The 26,012-nt window shown below is 65.9% G+C and carries 23 protein-coding genes and 1 tRNA gene; 13 read left to right on the top strand and 11 right to left on the bottom strand.

Annotation, left to right across the window (positions count from 1 at the left end; genetic code table 11):
- Nucleotides 1-858 carry an MlaE family ABC transporter permease gene (locus C0J29_RS21420; RefSeq protein ID WP_065044137.1) on the bottom strand — a complete coding sequence of 286 codons (858 nt, stop codon included), beginning with the start codon at nucleotides 856-858 and terminating at the stop codon, nucleotides 1-3.
- A complete protein-coding gene (locus C0J29_RS34500) occupies nucleotides 855-986 on the bottom strand; it encodes a hypothetical protein (RefSeq protein WP_277950726.1) in 132 nt (43 codons plus the stop codon). The genes C0J29_RS21420 and C0J29_RS34500 overlap by 4 nt, the downstream gene beginning before the upstream one ends.
- Before the next feature lie 185 nt (nucleotides 987-1,171).
- Here C0J29_RS34500 and C0J29_RS21415 point away from each other — a divergent pair, with 185 nt between their 5' ends.
- Nucleotides 1,172-1,768, top strand: a complete 597-nt coding sequence (locus C0J29_RS21415) for a TetR/AcrR family transcriptional regulator (protein WP_120793493.1) — start codon at nucleotides 1,172-1,174, stop codon at nucleotides 1,766-1,768.
- Nucleotides 1,769-2,506: 738 nt separating this feature from the next.
- Here the strand turns inward: C0J29_RS21415 and C0J29_RS21405 are convergent.
- The 3 genes from C0J29_RS21405 to orn form a co-directional block, all read right to left on the bottom strand.
- Entirely contained in the window at nucleotides 2,507-3,052 is a 546-nt protein-coding gene (locus C0J29_RS21405) for a PE family protein (RefSeq protein WP_120794882.1), read from the bottom strand.
- Nucleotides 3,053-3,778: 726 nt separating this feature from the next.
- Nucleotides 3,779-3,851, bottom strand: a tRNA-His gene (locus C0J29_RS21400).
- A gap of 49 nt (nucleotides 3,852-3,900) precedes the next feature.
- Nucleotides 3,901-4,548 carry an oligoribonuclease gene (gene orn / locus C0J29_RS21395; protein ID WP_065044139.1) on the bottom strand — a complete coding sequence of 216 codons (648 nt, stop codon included), beginning with the start codon at nucleotides 4,546-4,548 and terminating at the stop codon, nucleotides 3,901-3,903.
- 109 nt (nucleotides 4,549-4,657) lie between these two features.
- On the opposite strand from orn, the gene C0J29_RS21390 reads away from it, so the two are divergent.
- A complete protein-coding gene (locus tag C0J29_RS21390; RefSeq protein WP_120793491.1) occupies nucleotides 4,658-6,208 on the top strand; it encodes a helicase HerA-like domain-containing protein in 1,551 nt (516 codons plus the stop codon).
- Between the two features lie 3 nt (nucleotides 6,209-6,211).
- Here the strand turns inward: C0J29_RS21390 and cmrA are convergent, their stop codons facing one another.
- A complete protein-coding gene (gene cmrA, locus C0J29_RS21385; protein ID WP_120793490.1) occupies nucleotides 6,212-7,018 on the bottom strand; it encodes a mycolate reductase in 807 nt (268 codons plus the stop codon).
- Between the two features lie 155 nt (nucleotides 7,019-7,173).
- Here cmrA and C0J29_RS21380 point away from each other — a divergent pair, with 155 nt between their 5' ends.
- Nucleotides 7,174-8,568, top strand: coding sequence for an MFS transporter (locus C0J29_RS21380; protein WP_120793489.1), 1,395 nt, complete (start codon nucleotides 7,174-7,176; stop codon nucleotides 8,566-8,568).
- Here C0J29_RS21380 and C0J29_RS21375 read toward each other — a convergent pair.
- Together C0J29_RS21375 and C0J29_RS21370 are read right to left on the bottom strand one after the other, a co-directional pair.
- A complete protein-coding gene (locus tag C0J29_RS21375) occupies nucleotides 8,565-9,353 on the bottom strand; it encodes an MmpS family transport accessory protein (RefSeq protein ID WP_065044142.1) in 789 nt (262 codons plus the stop codon). The two genes, C0J29_RS21380 and C0J29_RS21375, sit on opposite strands and share 4 nt — an antisense overlap.
- Nucleotides 9,354-9,421: 68 nt before the next feature.
- Nucleotides 9,422-10,063, bottom strand: a complete 642-nt coding sequence (locus C0J29_RS21370) for an SACE_7040 family transcriptional regulator (RefSeq protein WP_120793488.1) — start codon at nucleotides 10,061-10,063, stop codon at nucleotides 9,422-9,424.
- Between the two features lie 66 nt (nucleotides 10,064-10,129).
- On the opposite strand from C0J29_RS21370, the gene C0J29_RS21365 reads away from it, so the two are divergent.
- The 9 genes from C0J29_RS21365 (at nucleotide 10,130) to C0J29_RS21325 (ending at nucleotide 20,283) form a co-directional block, all read left to right on the top strand.
- Complete coding sequence (locus tag C0J29_RS21365) at nucleotides 10,130-11,761, top strand: AMP-binding protein (RefSeq protein ID WP_197748221.1); 1,632 nt, start codon at nucleotides 10,130-10,132, stop codon at nucleotides 11,759-11,761.
- A gap of 102 nt (nucleotides 11,762-11,863) precedes the next feature.
- Complete coding sequence (locus C0J29_RS21360) at nucleotides 11,864-12,607, top strand: CoA transferase subunit A (protein WP_065044145.1); 744 nt, start codon at nucleotides 11,864-11,866, stop codon at nucleotides 12,605-12,607.
- A gap of 91 nt (nucleotides 12,608-12,698) precedes the next feature.
- A complete protein-coding gene (locus C0J29_RS21355) occupies nucleotides 12,699-13,346 on the top strand; it encodes a CoA transferase subunit B (RefSeq protein ID WP_065164520.1) in 648 nt (215 codons plus the stop codon).
- Nucleotides 13,343-14,920 (top strand): carboxyl transferase domain-containing protein, encoded by a 1,578-nt coding sequence (locus C0J29_RS21350; RefSeq protein ID WP_120793486.1) that lies wholly within the window; start codon nucleotides 13,343-13,345, stop codon nucleotides 14,918-14,920. Before C0J29_RS21355 ends, C0J29_RS21350 begins: the two co-directional genes overlap by 4 nt.
- 1 nt (nucleotide 14,921) lies before the next feature.
- Complete coding sequence (locus tag C0J29_RS21345; RefSeq protein ID WP_120793485.1) at nucleotides 14,922-16,916, top strand: acetyl-CoA carboxylase biotin carboxylase subunit; 1,995 nt, start codon at nucleotides 14,922-14,924, stop codon at nucleotides 16,914-16,916.
- 1 nt (nucleotide 16,917) lies between these two features.
- On the top strand, nucleotides 16,918-18,084 hold the full coding sequence (locus C0J29_RS21340) for an acyl-CoA dehydrogenase family protein (protein ID WP_120793484.1): 1,167 nt from the start codon (nucleotides 16,918-16,920) through the stop codon (nucleotides 18,082-18,084).
- On the top strand, nucleotides 18,081-18,662 hold the full coding sequence (locus C0J29_RS21335; protein ID WP_120793483.1) for a MaoC family dehydratase: 582 nt from the start codon (nucleotides 18,081-18,083) through the stop codon (nucleotides 18,660-18,662). Before C0J29_RS21340 ends, C0J29_RS21335 begins: the two co-directional genes overlap by 4 nt.
- Nucleotides 18,659-19,480 carry an HpcH/HpaI aldolase/citrate lyase family protein gene (locus C0J29_RS21330; RefSeq protein ID WP_120793482.1) on the top strand — a complete coding sequence of 274 codons (822 nt, stop codon included), beginning with the start codon at nucleotides 18,659-18,661 and terminating at the stop codon, nucleotides 19,478-19,480. The genes C0J29_RS21335 and C0J29_RS21330 overlap by 4 nt, the downstream gene beginning before the upstream one ends.
- On the top strand, nucleotides 19,477-20,283 hold the full coding sequence (locus C0J29_RS21325) for an adenylate/guanylate cyclase domain-containing protein (protein ID WP_120793481.1): 807 nt from the start codon (nucleotides 19,477-19,479) through the stop codon (nucleotides 20,281-20,283). Before C0J29_RS21330 ends, C0J29_RS21325 begins: the two co-directional genes overlap by 4 nt.
- On the opposite strand, the gene C0J29_RS21320 is transcribed toward C0J29_RS21325, so the two are convergent.
- The gene (locus C0J29_RS21320; protein WP_162951525.1) at nucleotides 20,280-21,206 is read right to left on the bottom strand and encodes an MreC domain-containing protein; all 927 of its coding nucleotides are present in this window, start codon (nucleotides 21,204-21,206) and stop codon (nucleotides 20,280-20,282) included. The two genes, C0J29_RS21325 and C0J29_RS21320, sit on opposite strands and share 4 nt — an antisense overlap.
- A gap of 437 nt (nucleotides 21,207-21,643) precedes the next feature.
- Nucleotides 21,644-22,852, bottom strand: a complete 1,209-nt coding sequence (locus tag C0J29_RS21315; protein WP_120793479.1) for an Rv1453 family transcriptional regulator — start codon at nucleotides 22,850-22,852, stop codon at nucleotides 21,644-21,646.
- A gap of 130 nt (nucleotides 22,853-22,982) precedes the next feature.
- On the opposite strand from C0J29_RS21315, the gene C0J29_RS21310 reads away from it, so the two are divergent.
- Nucleotides 22,983-24,494, top strand: coding sequence for a flavin-containing monooxygenase (locus tag C0J29_RS21310; RefSeq protein WP_065044154.1), 1,512 nt, complete (start codon nucleotides 22,983-22,985; stop codon nucleotides 24,492-24,494).
- Nucleotides 24,495-24,507: 13 nt separating this feature from the next.
- Here the strand turns inward: C0J29_RS21310 and C0J29_RS21305 are convergent, their stop codons facing one another.
- Nucleotides 24,508-25,875 (bottom strand): flavin-containing monooxygenase, encoded by a 1,368-nt coding sequence (locus C0J29_RS21305; protein ID WP_120793478.1) that lies wholly within the window; start codon nucleotides 25,873-25,875, stop codon nucleotides 24,508-24,510.
- Nucleotides 25,876-26,012: the final 137 nt, after the last annotated feature.

The raw sequence follows: 26,012 nt of genomic DNA, 5'->3' as shown, positions 1-26,012 counted from the left end.
TCACAGCCCCGTCCGTGGCGACAGCATGATGTAGAGCTGGCTGATCGCGACGTTGACGATCATCAACAGCAGAATCGACTCCACCACAGCGGCATTCACCGAATTCGCCACGCCCGTCGGCCCGCCCTTGGTGGACAACCCTTTCTGCGCCGACACGATGGCGACGATGGCGCCGAAGATGATCGCCTTCAGCAACGCCAGAATCATGTCGCCGGTGGTGGCGAACGAGGCGAAGGTGGACACGAAGCTGCCGGGGGCGCCGTTCTGGAAGTACACGTTGAACATGTAGCTGGCGAAGAACCCGACGAAGCACACGACGCCCGTCAGCGCCACACCGATCATGATCGCGGCGGCGAAACGCGGCACCACCAGGCGCCGGATCACCGACACCCCCATCACTTCCATCGCGTCGGTCTCTTCGCGCATCGTCCGGGAACCGAGGTCGGCGGTGATGGCGGAGCCGACCGCCGCCGCCATCAGGACGGCGGCCACCAGGGAGGCGCCCTGCCGGATCACCGCCAGCCCACTGGCCGCCCCGGCCAATGAGGTGGCGCCCACCTGGCCGGCCAGCAACGCGAACTGGATCGACAGGGTGACGCTGATCGGCAGGGATACCAGGATGGTCGGCAAGACGGCGGTGCCGGCCATGAACGCGCCCTGGCGAACGAATTCCTGCCATTGGAATCGCCCGGTGAACAGGTCGATGAAGAAGTATTGGATGGTGCGGATGCCGAGCACGAACTGTTGGCCGACGGTCCGCAGCGAGGCCAGTGGGTGACGGTCGACGTAGCCGACTCCCCACTCGTGGATGGCGGCGACGCCGTCATCACGCAGTACGGGTTCGGATTCGGTGGTCATCCCAGCACCACCAGCAGGTGTTGTAGCAAACCCAGGGCGCGAATCATCGCGTACCTGGAACCGTCGTCATCGGCGCACTCCCCACCAGTTGCTCCCTGAGCGCCGAGCGGGAATGGGTTGGCTGCCATCGAGCAGTCCCTGCCTTGCAGGTGCCCGTGGTCCCACAACTCTGCAGCTCAATCCGGTTTGCGGTATCACGCTAGCTTAGTTGATAGGCACTATCAATAGTGTAGAGTCACTCATCTGCGAGCGGCGCTTCCATGTGTGGGACTGCACGGTCGTGGCTGAATGTCAGGCTCACAAAGGTGATGGCATGTCCTCAGCAAACACCCTCCGGGACAGGCGACGCGCCGAGCTGCTCTCGCAGATCCAGCACACCGCCCACGAGTTGTTCGCCGAGCGCGGGTTCGACGCCGTGACCACCGAGGACATCGCGGCCGCCGCCGGAATCTCGATCAGCACCTACTTCCGCCACGCGCCGACCAAGGAAGGTCTGCTGGTCGATCCCGTGCGCGAGGCGATCAGCGAAATGCTCGATAGCTTCAGCACCAGGCCGGCCAACGAGTCGGCCGTCGAGGTGCTGATCCAGTTGTTCGTCACCCACGCCAGGGATGCCAGCGAATCCAACCACCTCGACACCTGGCAGCGCGCCATCGTCACCGCCCCGCACCTGCTGAACAAGTCGACGCTGGTGCGCGAATCCGATCAACGAAAGTTCGTCGAGCTGGTGGCGGCCCGGATGGGCGTCGACCCGTCGGCCGATATGCGGCCTTCGCTGCTGGTCTATACGAGTTTGGCCACCGTCAAATTCGTCATCAACCGCTGGCTGACGGCCGACATCGTCCCGGCCGAAGCCTTCCACGTCCAGATGGAGGAAGCGCTGCGGATCACCCTCGCCGGCTTTGCCTGAGCGTCCTCGTTGACTTTGCGCTGAGGGCGGAGAATCGGGCCTTGGGCTCAAGTGATCGCTGCAACATCTGATTCGTTGGAGAGTGGTGTTGCCTCGTGGCTTTTCGTGGTTCTGGGGTGAAGCTGGACGCCGAGTTGGCGGCGTCAGTTCATGAGGAGTTTTGGAAGGCGCTGCGATCGGGGTTGTCGCCGACTGCGGCTGCCACGGTGGCGGGGGTGTCGGGGGGACGGGCCGCAAGTGGGCCAAGGCTGGCGACAGGTGAGGCGAGGATTTGGGCGAAGAGCGACGACGGGATGATGCGGGCACGCGTGACGATCCTTATTCCGGAGGCGTCCGAATTTGACTAGGAGAGCGTTGCACCCGGGAGTTCGTCGGCTCATTCCGTTTCGGCCGCCCCACTCTTAGCGAAGATGCTGTAACGGCCGCTGGCACACTTCACGAAAAAGGGTGTGGAGCCCCCCAGGGCATCAGGCGAACCACTGCGTGGTTAAGCGCGACAGCGCGCAAACCAAAAGCGCTTGCCACGCACTCACTTTCACTACTCGCACGGTCATACGCCCCAAGCAACCAACACAACAACCAAACACTATGCAATACAGTGGGTTTGGTCGCACGGGGGTGGTCCATTGCGAGTAGCCTAGCGGAGCGCCTTTGCCGTCCACGCGGTGTTCAGGCTGTCGCTACTGATCCACATGGGGAAGGGCGGGTCGCGCGGTCGCCGAACCCTGCGACACCCGTCTAAAGAGCCGCCAGTGGCTCCAAAAGAAGCGGATACAAAATGAACCCCCCGACTATGAGCCCGACGAATGCCGCCAAAACGGGTATGCCGAGTGCCAGCGCGGCGAGAGAGATTGGCAACCCGACGGCAGCAATAGCGAGTCCAACGGCAATAAAACTAGCGATTATGGTTAGGTTTTCAAAAAGGTATAGCAGTGGAAGTAGAGGCGTTGCGCTCGCAGACAAAAAATTGACCCAATTCGAGAAGTCCTGCAAAAACGCGGCAATGGCGTCCTCAGCACTGGCATACGCGCCCGCACTGGCAGTTAAGTGCTGGGCAAACTGCTCATAAGACCCAGCCGCTTCCCCGGCCAGCTTCTGATACTCCTGGCCATAATCGGAGAACAGGTGCGCGATACCGGTCGAAACCTCATCGGCGGCAGCGGGCAGCACCGCGACGGTCGGGGCCGCCGCCGTCAGGTGGGCCGCGTTGAGGGTGTCACCGATCTTCGCCAAGTCCGATGCCGCCGCCTCCATCAGCTCCGGCACCGCTAACACAGCTGACATGTCTGACCACCCTTCCGTAGGACTGGGCAGGTGCATTGCGCAACCCATCCTCGCCCGAGACGACAGGGTGGGCTTAAGTGGTCGACTACTGCAGGACGTCATACGCCAGTTGCAGGCGTGTGTCGTCGCTGTACATGTCGTTCATGCGTGCGCCTCAATCGGACTGGCCAGCTTGAGGATGGACTCGCGGTCTACGCGGATCAGCCGCGGGCCTACGCGGTATGCGACGACCCTGAGCAATCCAGCGGCGAACGGTCTTGTCGTCTACTCCGAAGAATTCGGAGGTCTGCCTGATATTGGGTTGGGGCGGCAGACCTGCTCCTTTGTGCGTGCTCATGTACGAAAGCATGAACCTAGGGGTTGACAAGATTGCCGCTGTCGCGCTGTTGAATCGAGCGGTTTACGAGATCACCACTCCTCGGCTCCGGACTTCTCGCAGGTCAATGAAATTGGCATCAAACTCGGCTTTCACTGATCGCACGTGTACGCGTCACCGTTGTCCAGGTCCCCCGGGCCGCGCCGGGGGTGACGCGTTGTAGATCACCGCAGCCGTAGTTGAAGTAGTAGCCGTCGCCGTCGAACTTGAAGACGCATCACATGTCGCCAGCGGTAAACCCGTTGTTCAACAAACCGCTGGTTGCCTTTCGCGCCCCAACGGCACGCTAACCTCACGGCACCGCTTAAAGGAAAGGGTCAGAGGGGCTAAGTAACCCCTCTGACCTGCCGGGTGAGTGACGGGACTCGAACCCGCGACATTCAGGATCACAACCTGACGCTCTACCAACTGAACTACACCCACCATGGCCGCCGGTAGGCCCTGACGAACCTAACGCGCGGCGACGTCGATACTAACCGCTCGAGCGCTCCTCGGCCGAATCGATTTCCTCCGGAGTGTCCATTTCACCCTGAAGATCGGCCACGACGGCGGCGATTTCGCTGGTAGCGGGTCCGGGCTGGGGTACGAACGCGGTTCGCCGGTAGTACTGCAGCTCCCGGATGGACTCGTGGATGTCGGCGAGCGCGCGGTGCGCCAGCCCCTTGGGCGGCTGCCCGAAGTAGATGCGCGGGTACCAGCGCCGGCAGAGTTCCTTGATCGAGCTGACGTCGATCATCCGGTAGTGCAGAAACGAGTCCAGGGCCGGCATGTCGCGGGCGATGAAGGACCGGTCGGTGGCGATCGAATTACCGGCCAGCGGCGCCGTCTTGGGCTGTTTGACGTGCTGGTGAATGTAATCGAGAACCATCGCCTCGGCGGTGGCCAGGTCGACGACGGAGGCTCTGACCTCGTTGGTCAGCCCGGACCGCGCGTGCATATCGCGCACGACGTCGATCATCGAGGACAGCGCGGCGTCGTCGGCATGGATCACCACGTCGATTCCGTCGCCCAGCACGTTCAGGTCGGCGTCGGTGACCAGGGCGGCGATTTCGATCAACTTGTCCGACCCCAGATCGAGCCCGGTCATCTCGCAGTCGATCCACACCAGTTCGTCACGCACAGCGCTCACACTAAGCCCACGCGCAGCTCAGGTAAGCCCTGCCCCTGCCAGGGACGGGGAAGTAGTGTGTTGCTTTGCCCAAGGGCTACTAGTCGGGAAGAGAGCCGCCGTGAGCAGTGAATCAGACGCCGGGGGACCCGCGCAGCGGATTGCGGCGGGCTACGCGGTGCAAGGCCAGGCGTTGGAACTCGGCACCGTCGTCGTCGACGGTCAATCCGACCCGACCGCGCAGATTCGTATTCCGCTGGCCACCATCAACCGGCACGGCCTGGTCGCCGGGGCCACCGGAACCGGCAAGACCAAGACGCTGCAGCTGATCGCCGAACAGCTCAGTGCCGCCGGGGTGCCGGTGTTCATGGCTGACGTGAAGGGCGACCTGTCGGGTTTGTCCCGTCCCGGCGAGGCCAACGACAAGACCGCCGCGCGCGCCAGGGACACCGGGGACGACTGGCAGCCGGCCGGGTTTCCGGTCGAGTTCCTGTCGCTGGGCACCGACGGCATCGGCGTGCCGGTGCGCGCGACGGTGGACAGCTTTGGCCCGGTGCTGCTGTCGAAAGTGCTGGGCCTCAACGCGACCCAGGAGTCGACCCTGGGGTTGATCTTCCATTGGGCCAAGGAGAACAATCGCCCGCTGGTCACCCTGAGCAATCTGCGGACGGTCATCAGCCACCTGGCCGGCGACGAGGGCAAGGCCGACCTCAAGTCCCTGGGCGGTGTGTCGGCCACCACGGCGGGCGTCATCCTGCGGGCGTTGGTGAACCTCGCGGGCGAGGGCGGTGACACCTTCTTCGGTGAGCCGAAGCTCGACCCGAATGACCTGCTGCGGGAGGACTCCCAGGGTCGCGGCACGATCAGCCTGCTCGAGTTCAGTGGTCAGTCGTTACGGCCGGTGATCTTCTCGACGTTCCTGATGTGGTTGCTGGCAGACCTTTTCGCGCAGCTGCCCGAAGTCGGCGATATCGACAAACCCAAACTGGTGTTCTTCTTCGACGAGGCACACCTGTTGTTCGCCGACGCGTCCAAGGCGTTTCTCGAGCAGGTCGAGCAGACCGTCAAGCTGATCCGGTCCAAGGGCGTCGGGGTGTTCTTCTGCACCCAGTTACCCACCGACCTCCCCAACGACGTGCTGTCCCAACTGGGCGCCCGCGTCCAGCACGCGCTGCGGGCCTTCACCCCCGACGATCAGAAGGCGCTGAGCAAGACCGTCCGCACCTACCCGAAAACCGATGTCTACGACCTGGAGTCGGCGTTGACGTCGCTCGGCATCGGCGAGGCGGTGGTCACCGTGCTGTCCGAGAAGGGCGCGCCGACGCCGGTCGCCTGGACGCGCATGCGGGTGCCCCGGTCGCTGATGGGGGCCATCGGCACCGATGAGGTGACCAAGGCGGCCAAGGCAAGTCCGTTGCAAGCCAAGTATGGGCAGACGGTCGAGCAGCCGGAGCCGCCGTTGATCACGACGGGCGGACAAGCCCCGTCGGTTCCGGATTTTCCGCCCGTGCCGACGGACTACGAACTGCCACCCATGCCCGCGCCGGCCGAGCCGAAGGGCCCGGCCATGTGGGAGGAAGTGCTGAAGAACCCCACGGTGAAAAGCGGTATCAACACGGCGATTCGCGAAGCGGTGCGCAGCATCTTCGGCACCGGGCGCCGGCGCCGGTAGCGGCTACCCGCCGCCCAGCTTCTTGTAGAAAGCGCCCACGATCGGCGCCACGATGGCCCGCGGCGCGTACCCGCTCGCCACCGACATCGCCTTCGACGTCAGCCCGGGGACGATGCGCATCTTGTTGCGGTCCAACGCATCCAGTGACACCTGCGCGGTGTGCTCGGTCGAGATCCACAGGAAGTCGGGCACCAGCTTCTCCACCAGCGACCGTTCGTCGCCTTCGGGCAGGTCCGTGCGCACCGGACCCGGCGCGAGCAGCGTGACGTGCACGCCGTGCTTGCGGACCTCGCCGCGCAGCGATTCGCTGAAGGTGTTCGCGAAGGCCTTGGTGGCGGCATAGGTGGCGTTGTACGGAATCGGCGAATTGCCCGCCGCCGAACCCGAAATCAGGATGCCGCCGGCGCCCCGCTGAATCATGCCCGGTAACACCGCAAGCGAAAGATCGTGCACCGCAACAGCATTCAACTGTACCTGGGCCTTCTCGCCGGCCGGGTCGAGATCGGCGACCGGACCGAAGGTCGCGGTGCCGGCATTGGCGCACAGAATCGAGATCGGCCGGGTAGCCAACTCGTCGCAGAGCCGGGCGCGCTCGGCGGGGTCGGCGAGGTCGGCCGGTCGCACCTCGACCGTGACGCGGTACTTGTCGGCGAGCCGGGCGGCGAGCTTGCTGAGCAGGTCCTCGCGTCGCGCGGTGATGATCAGGCTGTGGCCGCGGGCGGCCAGCTCGGTGGCCAGCGCCTCACCGATGTTTTGTGAAGCCCCGGTGACAACAGCGCGTGCGTCGGGGCTGGGAGCGGGAACCGGCATGACGACGATCGTAGACAGTGGGCGGGGGCGGGGTCGGGCGCTGGGGGCACCTCCCGCTTGCGGGGGACGGGTCGCTGCCAGAACCAACGCACCGATCGCAAGCGCGGCGTAGCCGGGCGAAGCGGGTCGCTGCCAGAACCAATACGCTTTCGTGCATGAGTGACCCGGAGCCGGGCGGGACGGATCGCCCAATCGCTGAGACGACGGATTCTCAGCGCGATGTCGAGCACGGGTCCGCCGATCTTCAGCCGCGGCCTGCGCAGCGGTGGCCCGCCGCGAAACGCACCCGCATTGCGGCCTGGGCTTTGTGGGATTGCGGCTCGACCGGCCTCAACGCCATCGCCGCGACCTTCGTCTTCTCCGTCTACCTGACCAGCAGCGTCGGCGAGGGTACGCCCGGCGGTGCCAGTCCCGAGAGCTGGTTGGGGCGTACCGGAGCCATCGCGGGCATCGTCGTCGCGTTGCTGGCGCCAGTCGTCGGGGTCTGGGTGGCGTCGCCCCATCGGCGGCACGTCGCGCTGGGCGTGTTGACCGGTCTCGCGGTGGCGGCGACGTGCGGAATGTCACAAATTCGCGACCAACCCGGCTATCTGTTTGCGGGGCTGGCCCTGCTGGCCGCGACGGCGGCGTGCGGCGACCTGGCCAGCGTTCCGTACAACGCGATGCTGCGGGAGTTCTCGACGCCGGCGACGGCCGGGCGCATCTCCGGTTTCGGCTGGGCAGCGGGCTACCTCGGCAGCGTGATGCTGTTGATCCTGGTCTATCTGGGCTTCATGAGCGGCAACGGCGAGGAACGCGGCCTGCTGCACCTGTCCACACACGACGGGTTCAATGTGCGGGCGGCGATGCTGCTGGCCGCGGCATGGCTGGCGATCCTGGGACTGCCGCTGCTGCTCGTCGCGCATCGCCTGCCCGACGACCAGATCACGGACGTTCCGAAGACGAGCCTGCTCGGCGGCTACCGCAAATTGTGGATCGACATCTCCGCCGAGTGGCGGCGCAACCGCAATCTCGTCTATTTCCTGGTGGCCAGCGCGATCTTCCGCGACGGCCTGGCAGCGATTTTCGCGTTCGGCGCCGTGCTGGGCGTCAACGTCTACACCCTGTCGAAAGGTGACGTGCTGATCTTCGGGGTCGCCGGAAGCGTGGTGGCCGCGGTGGGCGCGGTGCTGGGCGGGTTGATCGACCACCGGGTGGGCTCCAAGCCGGTCATCGTGGTGTCGCTGACGGCGATCCTCGCCTCGGGGCTCAGCTTGCTGGCCCTGTCCGGCGCGCTGGCTTTCTGGGTGTGCGGGCTGTTGTTGTGCTTGTTCATCGGGCCTTCCCAGTCATCGGCGCGAGCGTTGCTGCTGCGCATGGCACAACACGGCAAAGAGGGTGTGGCCTTCGGGCTGTACACGATGACTGGCCGCGCGGTGGCCTTCCTGGGGCCGTGGTTGTTCTCGGTCTTCGTCGACATCTTCGGCGTGGCCCGGGCCGGATTGGGCGGCATCTGCCTGGTGCTGCTGGTCGGACTGCTGGCGATGCTGAAAGTGCGGGTCCCGGCTTAACGCGGGGCGTCGCAGATTGTCAGGCCCTGCCCGGTGCGCTGTCTGACCTGCACGCCCGCCACGGTCACCGAGCAGGTGATCTCGTGGCCGATGTTGACGACCGTGACGCTCGCCGGGGCTTTTGCCGAGGTCGACAAACTGACTTGTTTGGTCCAGGGCAAGGCCACGTTGAACTCGGTCTGAATCATGTCGCCGGCATCCATGTACATCACGCTGATCGCGCGGCCCTCACCCGAGACGGTGTAGACGACGGTCTGCATGGCACCCGGGGTGTTGGGCACGCCAGGGGGCGTGGTCGTGCCTGGCGGAGCCGTCGTGGTGGTGCGTGGCGGCCTGCGGGTGGTCGAGGGCGGCGACGTCGTGCGGGTGGTCGGCGGCGCGACGGTGGTGCTGGGCACCGGCGGCAGGGGCTCGATAGCGGTCTGCTGCTTGAGCGCCCCGTTGGCGATGACCAGCGCCACGACCAGTCCGATGACGAGCAACACCGCCGCCCCGGCCACGAACCACAACCAGCGCGGTGAACGCGGCGGGCCCTCGGGCGGCTGTTCATCCTTCGGCGGCCCATCCTGCTGCCAATACTGTGGCGGCAACTGTTGGGTGGCATTGGATTGGTACGCGCCGGGCGACCACGGCGAACCACCGCCGCCGCCGTAGCTGGCGTACGGCATCTCATCGGCGTATGCCGGGTAGTCGACCGGTTCCGAATCACCGGGGTGCTGCGGCCACGCCGAATGAGACCCCGGTTGAGGGGGACCGAATTGCTGGGTGCGACGTGGATCGTTCATATCCACTTCGAAGGGTACCGGGCATCGGGCGGTACGGGATTTGCGACCGGCCCAACCTGGGCGTGCGGTTAACGACCTCCGGCGGTCAGCGCCGCGAGAGTCATCGCGCGCATGACGGCGCGCGACCGAACCGCGCGCGCCGGTTTGGTGTCGGCCGATTTCATGCTGTGCGGCGTCGAGTTCAACAGCCCGAATGCGGCGTGTGCCATCAGCCGGGCGTCGGCTTCGGCGAGATCGGGGTTGAGTTGACGCAGCACTCCCACCCAGATCTCCACGTACTGCCGCTGCGCTTTGCGCACCTGCCGCTCGGCGGCCGCGGGTAGGTGAGCGAGGTCTCGGTCCTGAATCCGGATGAGGTCAGGTTCGCCGAGCGCGAAATCGAGGTGGAAATCGATCAGGCCGTCCAGAGTCGCGGCCGCGCCGGCACCACGATCCTGCACGGCGCGCGCGCCGGCGAGCAGCCCGGCGCTGATGCCCACCAGCAATTCGACCAACAGCGACTCCTTGTTGGGGAAGTGCCGATAAATGGCCGGACCGCTGACACCGGCGGCAGCACCGATGTCTTCCAGCCGCACCGCGAGGAATCCACGCTCGGCGAACAACCGCTCAGCGGCCGACAACAGTTGTTGGCGCCGGTCGGACTTCAACTGGCTGCGGCGATTTGGCGGCTCGGGCTGCCCGGGGTCGTTGTCCGGGGCGGACGCAGGCATGACTGCCTCCTGGACATGTCGGTTAATCGTCACTAACGTAGCACCCGATCGCCGGCCGGAGGAACCGTGGCAACCGAACGTCAACCGCTTTCCTACGAACGCGGTCCGGGCGCACCCGCATTGCTCGAGACGACCATCGGCGCGAATCTTGCTGACGCCGCAACAACGTTCGGGTCGCGCGACGCGCTGGTCGACATAGCCGCGGGACGGCGCTGGAGCTACGCCGACTTCGTCGCCGACGTGCGCCGGTTGGCGACCGGGCTGTTAGGGGCCGGCGTCGGTGTGGGGGATCGGGTAGGTATCTTGGCGCCCAACCGGTGGGAATGGGTTCTCGTCCAGTACGCCACCGCCGAGATCGGGGCAATCCTGGTGACCGTCAACCCGGCCTACCAGGCCCGCGAATTGGCATACGCGCTAAAGCAATCCGGGGTTTCTGTGGTGATCGCCGCTGCCGGATTCAAGGACGCGGATTATGCGTCGATGCTGGCTGAGGTCAGGCCGGACTGCGCCGATCTGCACACCGTGGTGATCATGGGCACCGCCGGCTGGGACGAGTTGGCAGGTACGGACACCGACCCGGCCGCACTGGCTCAGGTAACAGCGACTCTGACGCCGACCGATCCGGTCAACATCCAATATACCTCCGGCACAACGGGTTACCCGAAGGGCGTCACGCTCAGCCACCGCAGCATTCTCAACAACGGCTACCTGGTGGGGGAGTTGCTCGACTACACCGAACACGACCGAATCTGCATTCCGGTGCCCTTTTACCACTGCTTCGGCATGGTGATGGGCAACCTGGCGGCCACCAGCCACGGCGCGTGCATGGTGATCCCGGCGCCGAGTTTCGATCCCGCCATGACCTTGCGGGCGGTGCACGCCGAACGCTGCACCAGCCTCTACGGGGTGCCGACGATGTTCATCGCCGAACTCGGCCTGGCGGACTTCGCCGACTACGAACTGGACAGCCTGCGCACCGGAATCATGGCGGGCGCACCATGCCCCGTCGAGGTGATGCGTCAGGTGATCGAGCGCATGCACATGCCCGGGGTCTCGATCTGCTACGGCATGACCGAAACGAGTCCGGTGTCGACTCAGACCCGCACCGACGACGCGCTGGAACGGCGCGTCGGTACCGTCGGTCGGGTGGGTCCGCACCTGGAAATCAAAGTGGTGGACCCCGATACCGGCCAGACAGTGTCGCGCGGTGTGTCGGGCGAGTTCTGTACCCGCGGCTATTCGGTGATGTCGGGTTACTGGAATGACCCGGTGAAGACGGCCGAGGTGATCGACGCAGACGGCTGGATGCACACCGGGGACCTGGCCGCGATGGACGCCTGCGGGTACGTGCAGATCACCGGGCGCATCAAGGACATCGTCATGCGGGGCGGCGAGAACATCTCGCCGCGCGAGATCGAGGAGTTCCTCTACACCCACCCCGACATCGTCGATGCCCACGTGATCGGAGTGCCGGACGAACGCTACGGCGAGGAGGTCATGGCCGTGGTCAAGCTGCGTGACGGGGCCGCCGAGTTGACCATCGAAGCGCTGCGTGAGTTCTGCGCCGGCCGGATCGCCCGGTTCAAGATCCCGAGGTATCTGCGGACCGTCGACGGGTTCCCGATGACGGTCACCGGCAAGGTCCGCAAAGTCGAGATGCGTCAGGCGGCGATCGAATGGCTCCGCGGCAGTCAATAGCCGCTGCTGAGCGGCCCACCCGCCCTGGACGCACCCGGTCAGGAATGGTATTCTCACTATCCAGTTAATGATTATTAACTGAAATCGGAGGCTCTGCGACAAATGGACAAGGTGGTGGCTACCGCCGCGGAGGCGGTCGCGGACATAACCGACGGCTCGTCGCTGGCCGTCGGGGGATTCGGGCTGTGCGGCATCCCGGAAGCGTTGATCTCGGCATTGGCCGACCTCGGGGTCACCGATCTGGAGACGGTGTCCAACAACTGCGGCGTCGACGGCATCGGCCTGGGAGTGTTGTTGCAACACAAGCGAATCCGTCGCACCATCTCGTCATACGTCGGCGAGAACAAGGAATTCGCACGGCAATTCCTGTCCGGCGAACTCGAGGTGGAGCTGACCCCGCAGGGCACGCTGGCCGAGCGGCTGCGGGCCGGAGGGATGGGCATTCCCGGTTTCTACACTCCCGCGGGCGTGGGCACCCAGATCGCCGACGGCGGGCTGCCGTGGCGCTACGACGCCTCGGGAGAGGTCGCTATCGTGTCGCCGCCCAAGGAGACCCGCGAGTTCGACGGTGTCACCTACGTACTCGAGCGAGGGATCCGCACGGATTTCGCCCTGGTGCACGCCTGGAAGGGCGACCGGCACGGCAACCTGGTGTATCGCTACGCCGCCGGCAACTTCAACCCCGAGTGCGCGCCGGCCGGCCGGATCACCATCGCCGAAGTCGAACACCTCGTCGAACCCGGTGAGATCGACCCCGCCACCGTGCACACGCCTGGCGTGTTCGTACAGCGCGTGGTGCACGTGCCCAACCCGGAGAAGCGAATTGAGAAGGAGACGGTGCGGTGAGCAGGCTGGACGGTGCCGAATGTGAGGCTGGCCGCACGCTCGGCGACGAATGTGAAGCTGGCCGCACACTCGCGGGGGAAAGGGGCAAGCGGTGACCTGGACCAGAGATGACATGGCGGCCCGGATCGCCGCCGATTTCACCGACGGCCAGTACGTCAACCTCGGCATCGGGATGCCGACGCTGATCCCCAACCACATTCCCGACGGCGTCCACGTCGTCCTGCATTCGGAGAACGGGATCCTGGGCGTCGGGCCCTACCCGCGGCGCGAGGACGTCGACGCCGACCTGATCAACGCCGGCAAGGAAACGGTGACGGTCTTGCCCGGAGCATCGTTCTTCGGCTCCTCCACCTCATTCGGCGTCATCCGCGGCGGCCACCTCGACGTGGCTGTGCTTGGGGCGATGCAGGTTTCGGTCACCGGCGACCTCGCCAACTGGATGATCCCCGGCAAGATGGTCAAGGGCATGGGCGGCGCGATGGATCTGGTGCACGGCGCGCGCAAGGTGATCGTGATGATGGAGCACGCCGCCAAGGACGGCAGCCCCAAGATCCTGGAGCGCTGCACGCTGCCGCTGACCGGCGTGGGTTGCGTCAACCGGATCGTCACCGAACTGGCCGTGATCGACGTCCGCGACGACGGACTGCACCTCATCGAGACCGCCCCGGACGTCTCGGTCGACGAGGTGCTCGCCAAAACCCAGCCACCGCTTATTCTTTCGGACCTGGTGGCGCGGTGACGACGATAGCGCCGTCCTTCGCCGACGAGCATCGCCGGTTGGTCGCCGACCTCAACGAGAAGCTGGCCGCGGCCGCCCTCGGCGGTAACGAGCGCGCCCGCGAGCGGCACGTCAGCCGGGGCAAACTGCTGCCCCGCGAGCGGGTGGACCGCCTGCTGGACCCGGGCAGCCCCTTTCTGGAGTTAGCCGCACTGGCCGCCAACGGCATGTACGGCGACGAATCTCCGGGCGCGGGAATCATCACCGGGATCGGGCGGGTGTCGGGCCGCGAGTGCGTGATCGTCGCCAACGACGCCACCGTCAAGGGCGGCACCTACTACCCGATGACGGTCAAGAAGCACCTGCGCGCGCAGGAAGTCGCGCTGCAGAACTTGCTGCCCTGTATCTACCTGGTCGACTCCGGCGGCGCTTTCCTGCCCCGCCAGGACGAGGTGTTCCCCGACCGCGACCACTTCGGCCGGATCTTCTACAACCAGGCGACCATGAGCGCCAAGGGAATTCCGCAAGTTGCGGCGGTACTCGGCTCGTGCACCGCGGGCGGCGCGTACGTGCCGGCGATGAGCGACGAAGCCGTCATCGTCCGCGAGCAGGGCACGATCTTCCTCGGCGGCCCGCCACTGGTGAAGGCGGCCACCGGCGAGATCGTCACAGCCGAGGAACTCGGCGGCGGGGATCTGCATTCCCGGGTGTCGGGCGTCACGGACCATCTGGCCGAGGACGACGAGGACGCGCTGCGGATCGTCCGTTCGATCGCGGCAACCTTCGGACCGCGCGAACCCGCGCCGTGGGACATCGCGCCGACGGTGGACGCCGCGTTCGACCAGACCGATCTCTACAGCGTGGTGCCCCCGGATCCCCGGGTGCCCTACGACGTCCACGAGGTGATCGTGCGCCTGGTCGACGGCGGCCAGTTCAGCGAGTTCAAGGCCAACTACGGCAAGACTCTGGTGACTGCCTTCGCGCGCATCCACGGCCACCCGGTCGGCATCATCGCCAACAACGGCGTCTTGTTCAGCGAATCAGCGGTCAAGGGAGCGCATTTCATCGAACTGTGCGACAAGCGGCGCATCCCGCTGCTGTTCCTGCAGAACATCGCCGGGTTCATGGTGGGCCGCGACTACGAGGCCGGTGGCATCGCCAAACACGGCGCCAAGATGGTGACCGCGGTGGCCTGTGCGCGGGTCCCGAAGTTGACCGTGGTGATCGGCGGGTCCTATGGCGCGGGCAACTATTCGATGTGCGGACGGGCTTACTCGCCGCGGTTTCTGTGGATGTGGCCGAATGCCCGCATCTCGGTGATGGGTGGCGAACAGGCCGCCTCGGTGCTGGCTACGGTGCGCGGTGAACAGCTTTCGGCCTCCGGCAAGCCTTGGTCGCCGGAGGAGGAAGAGTCGTTCAAAGCGCCGATCCGCGCGCAGTACGAGGACCAGGGCAACCCCTACTATTCGACCGCCCGTCTGTGGGACGACGGCATCATCGACCCCGCCGATACCAGAACTGTTGTGGGACTCGCACTTTCGGTGTGCGCCCAGGCTCCGCTGGAATCGGTCTCCTACGGCGTCTTCCGGATGTGACATGTTTGACACTGTCTTAGTGGCCAACCGCGGCGAGATCGCGGTACGGGTGATCCGCACGCTGCGCCGGCTGGGTATCCGCTCGGTTGCCGTCTACAGCGACGCCGACGCCGACGCCCGTCATGTTCTCGAGGCCGACACCGCGGTACGACTGGGACCGGCGCCGGCCCGGGAAAGCTATCTGGACATCGGCAAGGTGATCGACGCCGCGGTGCGCACCGGAGCGCAGGCGGTCCACCCAGGGTACGGATTCCTCTCGGAGAACGCCGATTTCGCTGCGGCCTGCGACCGGGCCGGAGTGGTGTTCCTGGGGCCGCCGGCACGTGCGATCGAGGTGATGGGCGACAAGATCGCCGCCAAGAACGCGGTTGCGGCCTTCGACGTGCCGGTGGTGCCCGGCATCGCGCGGCCCGGCCTGACCGACGACGAACTGATCGCCGCGGCCGACGACGTGGGCTACCCGGTGCTGGTCAAACCGTCAGCGGGCGGTGGCGGCAAGGGCATGCGGATGGTCGAGGACCCCGCCCGGTTGCGGGAGGCCCTAGTCAGCGCACGACGCGAAGCCGCCTCCGCATTCGGTGACGACACCCTGTTCCTGGAACGGTTCGTGTTGCGCCCCAGGCACATCGAGGTTCAGGTGCTCGCCGACACGCACGGCAACGTGGTGCACCTCGGGGAGCGCGAGTGCAGCCTGCAACGGCGCCACCAGAAGGTCATCGAAGAGGCGCCGTCGCCGCTGCTGGACCCCGCGACCCGGGCGCGGATCGGCGCCGCGGCATGCGACACCGCCCGCAGCGTCGACTACGTCGGCGCCGGCACCGTGGAGTTCATCGTCTCCGCCGCACGTCCCGACGAGTTCTTCTTCATGGAGATGAACACCCGGCTGCAGGTGGAACACCCTGTGACCGAAGAGGTTACCGGGCTCGACCTGGTGGAGTGGCAGCTGCGGGTGGCCGCCGGCGAGAAGCTGGCGTTCGCGCAGGACGACATCGAACTGAGCGGGCATGCGATCGAAGCCCGCGTCTACGCCGAGGATCCGGCGCGCGGATTCCTGCCCACCGGAGGCCGGGTGTTGCAGGTCATCGAGCCGTCCGGACTCGGTGTGCGCGTGGACTCTTCGCTGTTGACCGGCACGGTGGTCGGCAGCGACTACGACCCGATGCTGAGCAAAGTGATCGCACACGGGACGGACCGGGCGCAAGCGCTGGCCCGGCTCGATCAGGCGCTGTCGCGGACCGCAGTTCTGGGTGTCCAGACCAACATCGAGTTCCTGCGCTTTCTGCTGGCCGACAAGCGGGTACAGGCCGGCGACCTCGACACGGCCCTGCTGGACGAGCGGCTGGGTGATTTCGAGCCGCTGGCCGCACCGGACGATGTGTTCGCCGCGGGGGGCCTTTATGTGCAGTGGGCTCTGGAACGGCGCAGTCGCGGCAACCTGTGGGCCGCTCCGAGTGGATGGCGGGTCGGTGCGGCCGCCGCACCGGTGCGCACCGCGATGCGCACCCCGCAACGCACCGAGACGGTCTCGGTGTCGGGGCTGCCGGATGCCGCCGAGGTTCAGGTCGGGGACGGTGAAACCGTCTCGGCGAGTGCGCAACTCGAGCCGGGCCGACTCAGCGTGACGCTCGGCGGTGTGCGCCGGGAATACCGGTGGGCCGAGGCGGATCGGCATCTGTGGATCGCCGACGAGCGGGGCACCTGGCACATCCGCGAGGCAGAGGAGCACAAGATTCACCGTGCCGCCGGCGAGCGCCCGGCCGAGGTCGTCAGCCCCATGCCGGGCAGCGTCATTGCGGTGCAGGCCGATTCGGGTGCCGAGGTTTCGGAGGGCGACGTGGTGGTAGTCGTCGAGGCGATGAAGATGGAGCACTCGTTGGCGGCACCCGTCTCCGGCCGGGTGGAGGTATTGGTGTCCGTCGGCGACCAGGTGACAGTCGACCAGGTGTTGGCCCGGTTGGTCCCGGCCACCAAAGAAGAAGCAGAGAGCAAGGATTGACATGACCACAACGATTCCGGCAGGGACGATTCCCAAGGAGTACGAGGACCTGCGCGATACCGTGGCGGACTTCGCACGCACCGTGGTGGCGCCCGTCTCGGCCAAACACGATGAGGAGCACAGCTTTCCCTACGAGGTCGTCGCCAAGATGGGGGAGATGGGACTGTTCGGCCTGCCCTTCCCGGAAGAGTACGGCGGCATGGGCGGCGACTACTTTGCTCTGTCGTTGGCACTGGAGGAACTCGGCAAGGTCGACCAGTCGGTGGCCATCACCCTGGAAGCCGGCGTCGGCCTGGGCGCGATGCCGATCTACCGGTTCGGCACCGAGGACCAGAAGCAGCAGTGGCTGCCGGATCTGCTGGCCGGGCGGGCGCTGGCCGGATTCGGACTCACCGAACCGGGCGCGGGGTCGGACGCCGGCAGCACCCGCACCACCGCCCGCCTCGACGGCGGCGAATGGATCGTCAACGGAAGCAAGCAATTCATCACCAACTCCGGCACCGACATCACCTCACTGGTCACCGTCACCGCCGTCACCGGAACCATCGCGGACGGCAAGAAGGAGATCTCGACCATCATCGTGCCCAACGGCACACCGGGATTCATCGTCGAGCCGACCTACAACAAGGTCGGCTGGAACGCATCGGACACCCATCCGCTGACCTTCGACGACGCGCGTGTCCCCGAAGAGAACCTGCTGGGCACCCGCGGCAAGGGTTACGCCAACTTCCTGTCGATCCTCGACGAGGGCCGGATCGCGATCGCCGCGCTGGCCACCGGAGTGGCGCAGGGCTGTGTCGACGAGAGCGTCGAGTACGCCAACGAGCGGCAGTCGTTCGGCCAGCCGATCAGCTCCTACCAGGCGATCAGCTTCAAGATCGCGCGGATGGAAGCCCGCGCCCACGTGGCCCGCACGGCGTACTACGACGCCGCGGCAAAGATGTTGGCCGGCAAGCCCTTCAAGAAGGAGGCGGCGATCGCCAAGATGATCTCCTCGGAGGCGGCGATGGACAACGCCCGCGACGCCACCCAGATTCACGGCGGCTACGGATTCATGAACGAGTACCCAGTCGCCCGGCACTACCGGGACAGCAAGATCCTCGAAATCGGCGAGGGCACTACCGAAGTGCAGTTGATGCTGATCGCCCGGTCGCTGGGGCTGTCGTGACGGCGGAGACACCCGCCGAGAGTGAATCCGGCGACGCTGCATCGGCGAGTCGCGTCGCAGATTCCACAGTCGGCGAGTCGGCGGGGGAAGCGGGAAGGCGAGTGGTCCAGCGCGGCCTGTGGTTCGAGGAGTTCGAGGTCGGCACCGCCTACCTGCACCGGCCGGGCCGCACCGTCACCGAGGCCGACAACGTGCTGTTCACCACGCTCACCATGAACACCCAGTCACTGCATCTGGACGCGGCGTGGGCCGCCGAGCAGCCGGGCTTTCGCGGCGAGCGGCTGGTGAATTCGATGTTCACGCTGTCCACGCTGGTCGGGCTGTCGGTTGCGCAGCTGACGCTGGGCACCATCGTCGCCAACCTCGGCTTCTCCGAAGTGTCCTTCCCCAAGCCGATGTTCCACGGCGACACCCTCTATGCCGAGACCGTGTGCACCAACAAGCGGGAGTCGAAAAGCCGCCCCGGCGAAGGCATCGTCACCCTGGAGCACACCGGACGCAATCAGCACGGTGACGTGGTGGCAAAAGCGGTGCGCACCACGCTGGTGCAGAAGCGCCCCGCGAAGGACGCGTCATGAGCCTGCGGGACGCGGGTCCGGGATGGTTGTTCTGCCCGGCGGATCGTCCTGAGCGTTTCACCAAGGCCGCGGCGGCCGCCGACGTGGTCATCCTCGACCTGGAAGACGGAGTTGCGGCGCCGGAGAAGGACGCCGCCCGCCGGGCGCTGCGGGACAACCCGTTGGACCCCGCGCGCACGGTGGTGCGGATCAACGCGGCCGGCACCGACGACCAGGCCCGCGACCTCGAGGCACTAGCCGACACCGCGTACACCACGGTGATGCTGCCCAAGACCGAGTCGGCCGCTCAGGTGGCGGCTCTCGCGCCGCGGGATGTCATCGCTCTGGTCGAGACGGCGCGAGGGGCGTTGTTCGCTGCCGAGATCGCCGCCGCCGAGCGCACCGTCGGGATGATGTGGGGGGCCGAGGACCTGATTGCCACCCTCGGCGGCAGCTCCAGCCGGCGCGCGGACGGCACCTACCGCGATGTGGCGCGGCACGTGCGTTCGACGATCCTGTTGGCGGCCAGTGCTTTTGGTCGTCTCGCGCTCGATGCCGTGCACCTCGACATCCGTGACATCGAGGGGTTGCAGACGGAGGCAGTCGACGCCGTGGCGGTCGGTTTCGACGTCACCGTCTGCATCCACCCCAGTCAGGTTGACGTGGTCCGCAAGGCGTACCGGCCCAGCGACGAAACCCTGGACTGGGCGCGCCGGGTGTTGAGCGCGGCCAGGACTGAGCGCGGCGTGTTCGCGTTCGAGGGACAGATGGTCGATTCCCCGGTACTGCGGCACGCCGAAGCGATGCTGCGCCGGGCGGGGGAGTCCGCACCGGAGTGAGCGCCACCGTCCTGTGGGCACTCGTCGCTGTCGGTGAATTCGCCGGGCTCATCGCGCTATTCGTGGTGCTCGTGGTGTCGCGGAAGCAGCTCAGTGGCGCTCGGGGTGCTTTGGAGCGGATCCGGCAGAACAGGCCGGGCCGTCGGCGACGGCCGGGCGTCGCCCCGCTCGCGATCAGGACCGTGTGGCGGACCACCGATTCGCTCATCAACAAAGGAATCGGTGCAACCGTTCGGAATTCGGTCGAAGACCTTGCTGGCTGGGCCCGGGTCGAGCGTCCCGATCTAGCCAGAATGACCGCCGACGGCATCGTCGTGATCGCCTTCTCCGACATCGAAGGATCGACCGAGCTCAACGAGGAACTGGGCGACCGCGGCTGGGTGAAGCTTCTCGAACGGCACAACAAGCTGATCTACAAGCACGTCGAGGACTGCGGCGGTCACGTGGTGAAGACGCAGGGCGATGGCTTCATGATTGCCTTCCCGGATCCGGCCAAGGCTGTCCGCTGCAGCATCGCGATTCAGCGCGCGCTTCAATCCGACCCGGAGCGCTGGGACCACATCCGGGTGCGCATCGGCCTGCATATGGGTGAATCGGTACGGCGGGGCGACGACCTGTTCGGCCGCAGCGTGGCTATGGCGGCCCGGGTGGCGGGCCAGGCCGGCGGTGGCGAGATCCTGGTGAGCGATACCGTTCAGCAGGCGATCTCGGCAGCATCCGACATCGCGCTCGGCACCCCACGGGAAGTCGAGCTCAAAGGGTTCCGCGGCAGCCATGAGGTCTACCCGGTCCTGACCGCCTAACCGACTTGTTGAACGCGATCGCCGATGTCGATGTTGGCTTGTGGGCGGGCGGGCACGCCACTGTGCACTGCGGACCTCGCGTTGGCGATCTTCTCGCGTGCGGGCTCCGCCAGCTCGGCTTCCAGCATCCTGCTGATCGATTCGTCGATGAAATCAAGAGCGCCGACGTCTGAGCCGGCCCGGGCCGAGCTAGTCAGGGCCGGATACTGAACCTGTTCGGGAGCGAACGTCCGAAACGTCACGGCACGCGAGTACTTTGGTTGCACCTCAACCACTTTGACGCGCAGCTTCTCGGTCGGCAGCTCTCCGATCACCTCGCCCGTTTCGGGATCGACGATCGGCTCGCCCGCGTTCGCCAGCACCGCGAAGACCATATCGGGCTCTGCGCCGTGCGCTGACCCGCGATTGATGATCAGGGTGTGCTGATCTTCCACGCGGGCAACGCTGCCGCTGATCGGCCGGCTCAGGTCGACCGCCCCGGCCGGCAGTGTGCGCCCCCACTGTTGTGACGCGGACTCGGTGACGCCCACCGATATTTCCGTGGCGGTTTTGGCTCGCACCACCTCGATCAGCACGCCGTCATCACTGCCGCTGTCGAGGTGGGTCCGCGCTGCCGAAAGCCGGTCATCCACATACTGGAGCGATCGGCGCAACTGTTGGGTGGTGTGAACCGCGTTCTGCATGGTTTTCCACAGGTGCTGATCGATCTTTTGCCCGGCGTACCAACGCGTTCCGAAGATGCCGATAGCGATGCAGAGTCCCGGGACGAAAGCGATGACGCACGCTTGACCGATGGGATTGGCCGGGAACGCAAGGGCTCCGAAGATGCTCAGTGCGGCGAATCCGGAGAGGAGGGCCAGCTTCTGCAGCGGAGTCGGTTTGATCTCACTGAGCCGCGCGAGGCGCCTGCCCAGCCCGGCCAACCACCCACCCAGGTGCGACAGCCACCGGCTGAGGTGAGTCAGCCCGCTGGCGAGGTGTCCCGGCAGCGCGGCGAACAGCGTTTTCCACGTGGTCTTTTCGGTCCCGGCCGCGACCGCTACCCCGGGCGGAGCGGGTGCCGCCGCTGGGGCGGGCCGTTGCCCGGCAGGGTCCGATTGCCCGGGCGCGCCGGAGCTGTCAGAAGGTGTTTCGCCGTCAGCCACGTTGCCATCATCCCACTGCGCGGCCCGATTACGGGCCTGAAGGAGTGATCGTCATTGCAGCAGATGGCGGTCCACCCCGCTGAATGTTCTTGAATTTTAGGGTCCCCCGACCCCAGAGCTTAGGTCCCCCGACCTTGAAATGAACACTAACGGCTCAAGCCTGCGCCCGCAGGGGATTCGCGAAATTCATTAAAGTTCGCGCCGAGGCGAACCCGCTACTTGCCGCGCCAGCGCAGCACTTCCAACGCGACGGCCACGTTGACACTGCGCTCGGCCAGCGGCCGGGGCAGCAGCTCATCGGCGCGGGCCAGGCGGCGCAGCAAGGTGTTGCGGTGGGTGAACAACCGCGCCGCCGCGCGGGAGGCGTTGCACTGTTCGTCGACGAAAACCCGCACATATTCCTGTAGTTCGCTGCCCGCTCCTTCCAGCTCACCCAGCGCGTGATGGACGAATTCGGTGGCGCGGTCGGTGTCGCCGGTGATCAGCGCCACCAGTTCCACGTCGGCGAAAAACGCGACGCGCTGCGGCGATTGCAGACGCGCCATCATCTGTTGAGTGGTGATGGCGTCGAAATGACTGCGCCGAAACCCGTCGATACCCTCGGCGCACGGCCCGATCGCGACCCGTATGTCGGGCATGGACTCGATCGAACTGCCAAGGGCCACAGTGTTTATAGACTTGCCCGGCACCCACACCCAACGCGTCGCGGTGCTGGCGAGGATGGTCAGCGGCCGCACCCGGGCGGCTTGTCCGAGTGCCTCGGCGGCCGCATCCAGCCGGCCCATGTCACCGGCCGGGTCGTCGCTCCAGATGATTGCCGCGGTATGGGGACCGGTTAGGGCGTAACCCAGGCGTGCTTCGGCCCTTTTGCGGGTGATGGGGGCGCCGTCGAGGATCAGCGCCACGGTTTCGCGCCGTTCGGCGTGGGTCCCGCGGGTCAGGTCGTCGAGTTCCTGGTCGATCTGGGTGGCGATCCCCGCCAGCGTGCCGTCGATGAACGCGCTGATCGACCGGGAGCACACGTCCAGTAGCTCATGCAGTTCAGCGGGGTCCGAGGTCAGCTCGAAGGCGATCTCCATCAACCGGCGCCAGGCCACGGCCTCGCCCACCCGATAGGCGTCGAGGGTGAAAGCGGTGAGCCCGCGACGTGCCACTTCGCGCGCGATGCTCATCGGTTCGGGCCCGGTGTTGGGCGGCACCGGCGCTCCCGGATCGCGGACGTTGGCCGCCCCCCAAAAGTACAGGTTCGCCCGATTGCTGAGGCTGACGGCGGCGGCGAGTTCCGGGTCGGCGGCAATGGCGGGGCTGGCCGCGAGCACCTCGGCGTCGAGTTCTTCCAGCCACTCCGCGCGCGGATTGACGGTGATCTGCGCGCATTGCCGAATCAGCTCCCTGACCGGCTCCGACGGACGTTTCCAAGACATTTAGCCACAGTAATTTAGTGGTGCAATGTGCACCACCGGATCAGGTGAATTGGGCAGATCTTATCTTGGATTGGGCATCCGGGATCGCCACGATGAACACATCAGTTCACCCGCGTCAGGAGCCACGCTCATGTCTCACAAAGCCGTAGACACCGCCATCGAGCACGTCGACGTCCTCATCATCGGAGCCGGCATCTCCGGCATCGGCGCCGCGTACTACCTGCAGCGCGAACACCCGGGGCGCAGTTACGCAATCCTGGAGGCACGCGCAGCCACTGGCGGTACCTGGGACCTGTTCCGCTACCCGGGAATTCGTTCGGACTCCGACCTGCACACCTTCGGCTACGAGTTCAAGCCGTGGCGCGACGAGGACGCCATCGCAACCGCCGACAAGATCCTGGCCTACCTGCGCGAGACGGCAGCCGAGAATGGCATCGACCGCAAGATCCGGTTCCACCACAAGGTGCACGGTGCGGCCTGGTCGAGCGCCGACGCACGCTGGGTCGTCGACGTCGAGCAGACCGACACCGGCGCCCGGACACAGATCAGCGCCAACTGGTTGTTCTGTGCCGGCGGCTACTACCGCTACGACGAGGGCTATACGCCGCACTTCGAGGGCCGCGAGCGTTTCACCGGGCAGATCGTGCACCCTCAGCAGTGGCCCGAGGACCTGGACTACACCGGCAAGAAGGTGGTCATCATCGGCAGCGGCGCCACGGCTGTGACGCTGTTGCCGGCGATGGCCGAACGCGCCGGGCACGTCACCATGCTGCAGCGCTCACCGACCTACATCATGCCGGTGCCGTCGAAGGACGTCATCGCCAACACGGCGCAGAAATTGTTCGGCGGCAAGCGCGGTTACGCCCTGGCTCGCCGCAAGAACATCCTGCAGCAGCGTGCGGTCTTCGAGTTCTGCCAGAGGTATCCGTCCGTGGCCCGGAAGGTGATCCGGTATCTGAACGCCAAGCAGCTTCCGGAGAACTACCCGGTCGATGAGCACTTCAGCCCGAGCTACAACCCGTGGGATCAACGGCTGTGCGCGGTGCCCGACTCCGACTTGTTCAAGGCGATCAAGAACGGGAGCGCGTCGGTGGTGACCGACCGGATCGCGACGTTCACCGAGAACGGCATCCTGCTGGAATCCGGCCGGGAACTCGACGCCGACATCATCGTCACCGCAACGGGTTTGAACCTTCAAGCGTTCGGCGGCATTTCACTGACGGTCGACGGGACGCCGGTCAACCTGCCCGACCACGTGGCCTACAAGGGCATGATGTTGTCCGACGTGCCCAACTTCGCGTACGCGATCGGCTACACCAACTCCTCGTGGACGCTCAAGGTGGGCCTGCTCTGCGAACACCTGTGCCGGCTGCTGGCGTACATGGACGCCAACGGTTTCGACACCGCGCGCCCCGTGCTCGACGACCCGAACATGGACACCCGACCGTTGCTCGACTTCGGAGCCGGCTACGTCCAGCGCGCGGTGCACCAGTTCCCGCGGCAGGGCGAAGGTCAGCCGTGGCTCACGTCGATGAGCTACTACACCGACGTGAAGTCGCTACGCAACGCCGGCGTCGTCGACCCGGCCCTGAAGCTGACCAGTTCGGCCGACGTGCGCAGCCGCGAGGCTGTTCCGGCGTAAGCGGAAGCGGGCTTCACTCGAAATTCAGCTTCTGCGGCGCGAAGCGGTAGCGGAAGAGGTTGTCGAGCGAAGGAAGCTCCCAGCTGCCGTAGAGTCGCGGCAGCTTCGGCAGGTCCCGCATCAGGTACTCGGGAGTGATGGCGGGTGTGTACTGCACCGCCCTGCGCTCGATGCCGACCTGATCGAGGCCATGCACAGCCATGAATTTCATGATCTTCATGGCGAATCGGGTGGACGTCTCCGAACGCTGGGTCCAGGCGGAGTGCCACACGCCCACGGGCTGGAAGTAATTCGGGACGCCGCCCATCATGATGCCCTTGTAGAAGTTGATTCCTGCCGTATCAACCTCGACGCCGTCTACCCGCAGCTCGAACTGGACGAAGTCCAACTGGAACCCGGTGGCGAGAATGCAGATGTCGCCACGGAGTTCCTCACCGCCGGCGAGGACGATGGCGTCAGCGGTAAAGCGCTCGATCGTCGCCGTCTTCATCCGTACCGCACCGCGGCGGACGGCGTCTTTGAACCCGATGGCGACCGGAATGCGTTGCTCCCAAGGGGAGTAGGACGGTGTGAAGTGCTCCTCGAGTTCTGCCCGGCTGACCGTGCCGCGCCAGTGCCTGCGGAAGTACCAGCGCGCCACCCGGGGGAAAGAGCGGAATCCAACGAAGATCGCGTCGTCGCGTGCCTGCAGATACCGACGCAAGGCGTGCATCGGGAACCCGACGCCACGGCCGTAGAGGTACTGGCACAGCCGCATGAGCACTGTAGCGCGGTTGTCGATCTCGTAGATGTACGAAGGTGATCGTTGCAGCATGGTGAGCGACCCTGAGATCCCCGCCAGCGCGGGCGCGGCGCAGACCGCGGTCGATCCGCTGCCCACCAGCACCACGTGCTGGGAGGGAAAAGTACGTCCAGCGTCCAGGTCGAAGGTGTGCACGATCTCGCCGGCGAAGGTCTCGGCGCCCGGGAACGTCGGTTTGTGCGGCAGCGAGAAGTAACCGTTGCCGTTGATCAGGAACTTCGATCGGAAGGCACCGCGGGTGGTCTGCACGGTCCAGCAGCGCTCAGCAGTGTCGAATGACGCGGTGATGACGCGGGTTCCGAACCGGATGTGCTCGAGGATGCAGAATTCCTCCACCACCGACCGCAGGTACCGGTGGATCTCTTCACGTTCCACCAGACAACGTGGCGATGAGTACGGCTTGAAGCTGTAGGAGTACTTGACGAAGTCGGAGTCGCAGCGCGCGCCGTGCCAGCGTTGCGTGTACCAGGTACCCCCGACGTCGTCATCGGCCTCGAGGACGACGTAAGGAAAGTTGTTGGCCCGCAAGTAATACGCCGCACCGATTCCGGTGATTCCGGCGCCGATCACGACGACCATGGTTTCCTGGACAGCTGCCGCCTCGATGTGGACCGCCCCCCACCATGGACCCAGCCGGCGCCCGGGACCGGCCGCCGCACTCTCTGGCGAAGGGAATGGCCGTTTTGGCCGCCCTACTAAACCTTTTTCGACTACCG

Origin of the sequence: Mycobacterium paragordonae, from assembly GCF_003614435.1 — a bacterium.
In the GTDB taxonomy this organism is placed as follows: domain Bacteria; phylum Actinomycetota; class Actinomycetes; order Mycobacteriales; family Mycobacteriaceae; genus Mycobacterium; species Mycobacterium paragordonae.
The sequence above is the reverse complement of the archived record's forward strand: the minus strand, read 5'-3'. Positions and strand labels throughout refer to the sequence as shown.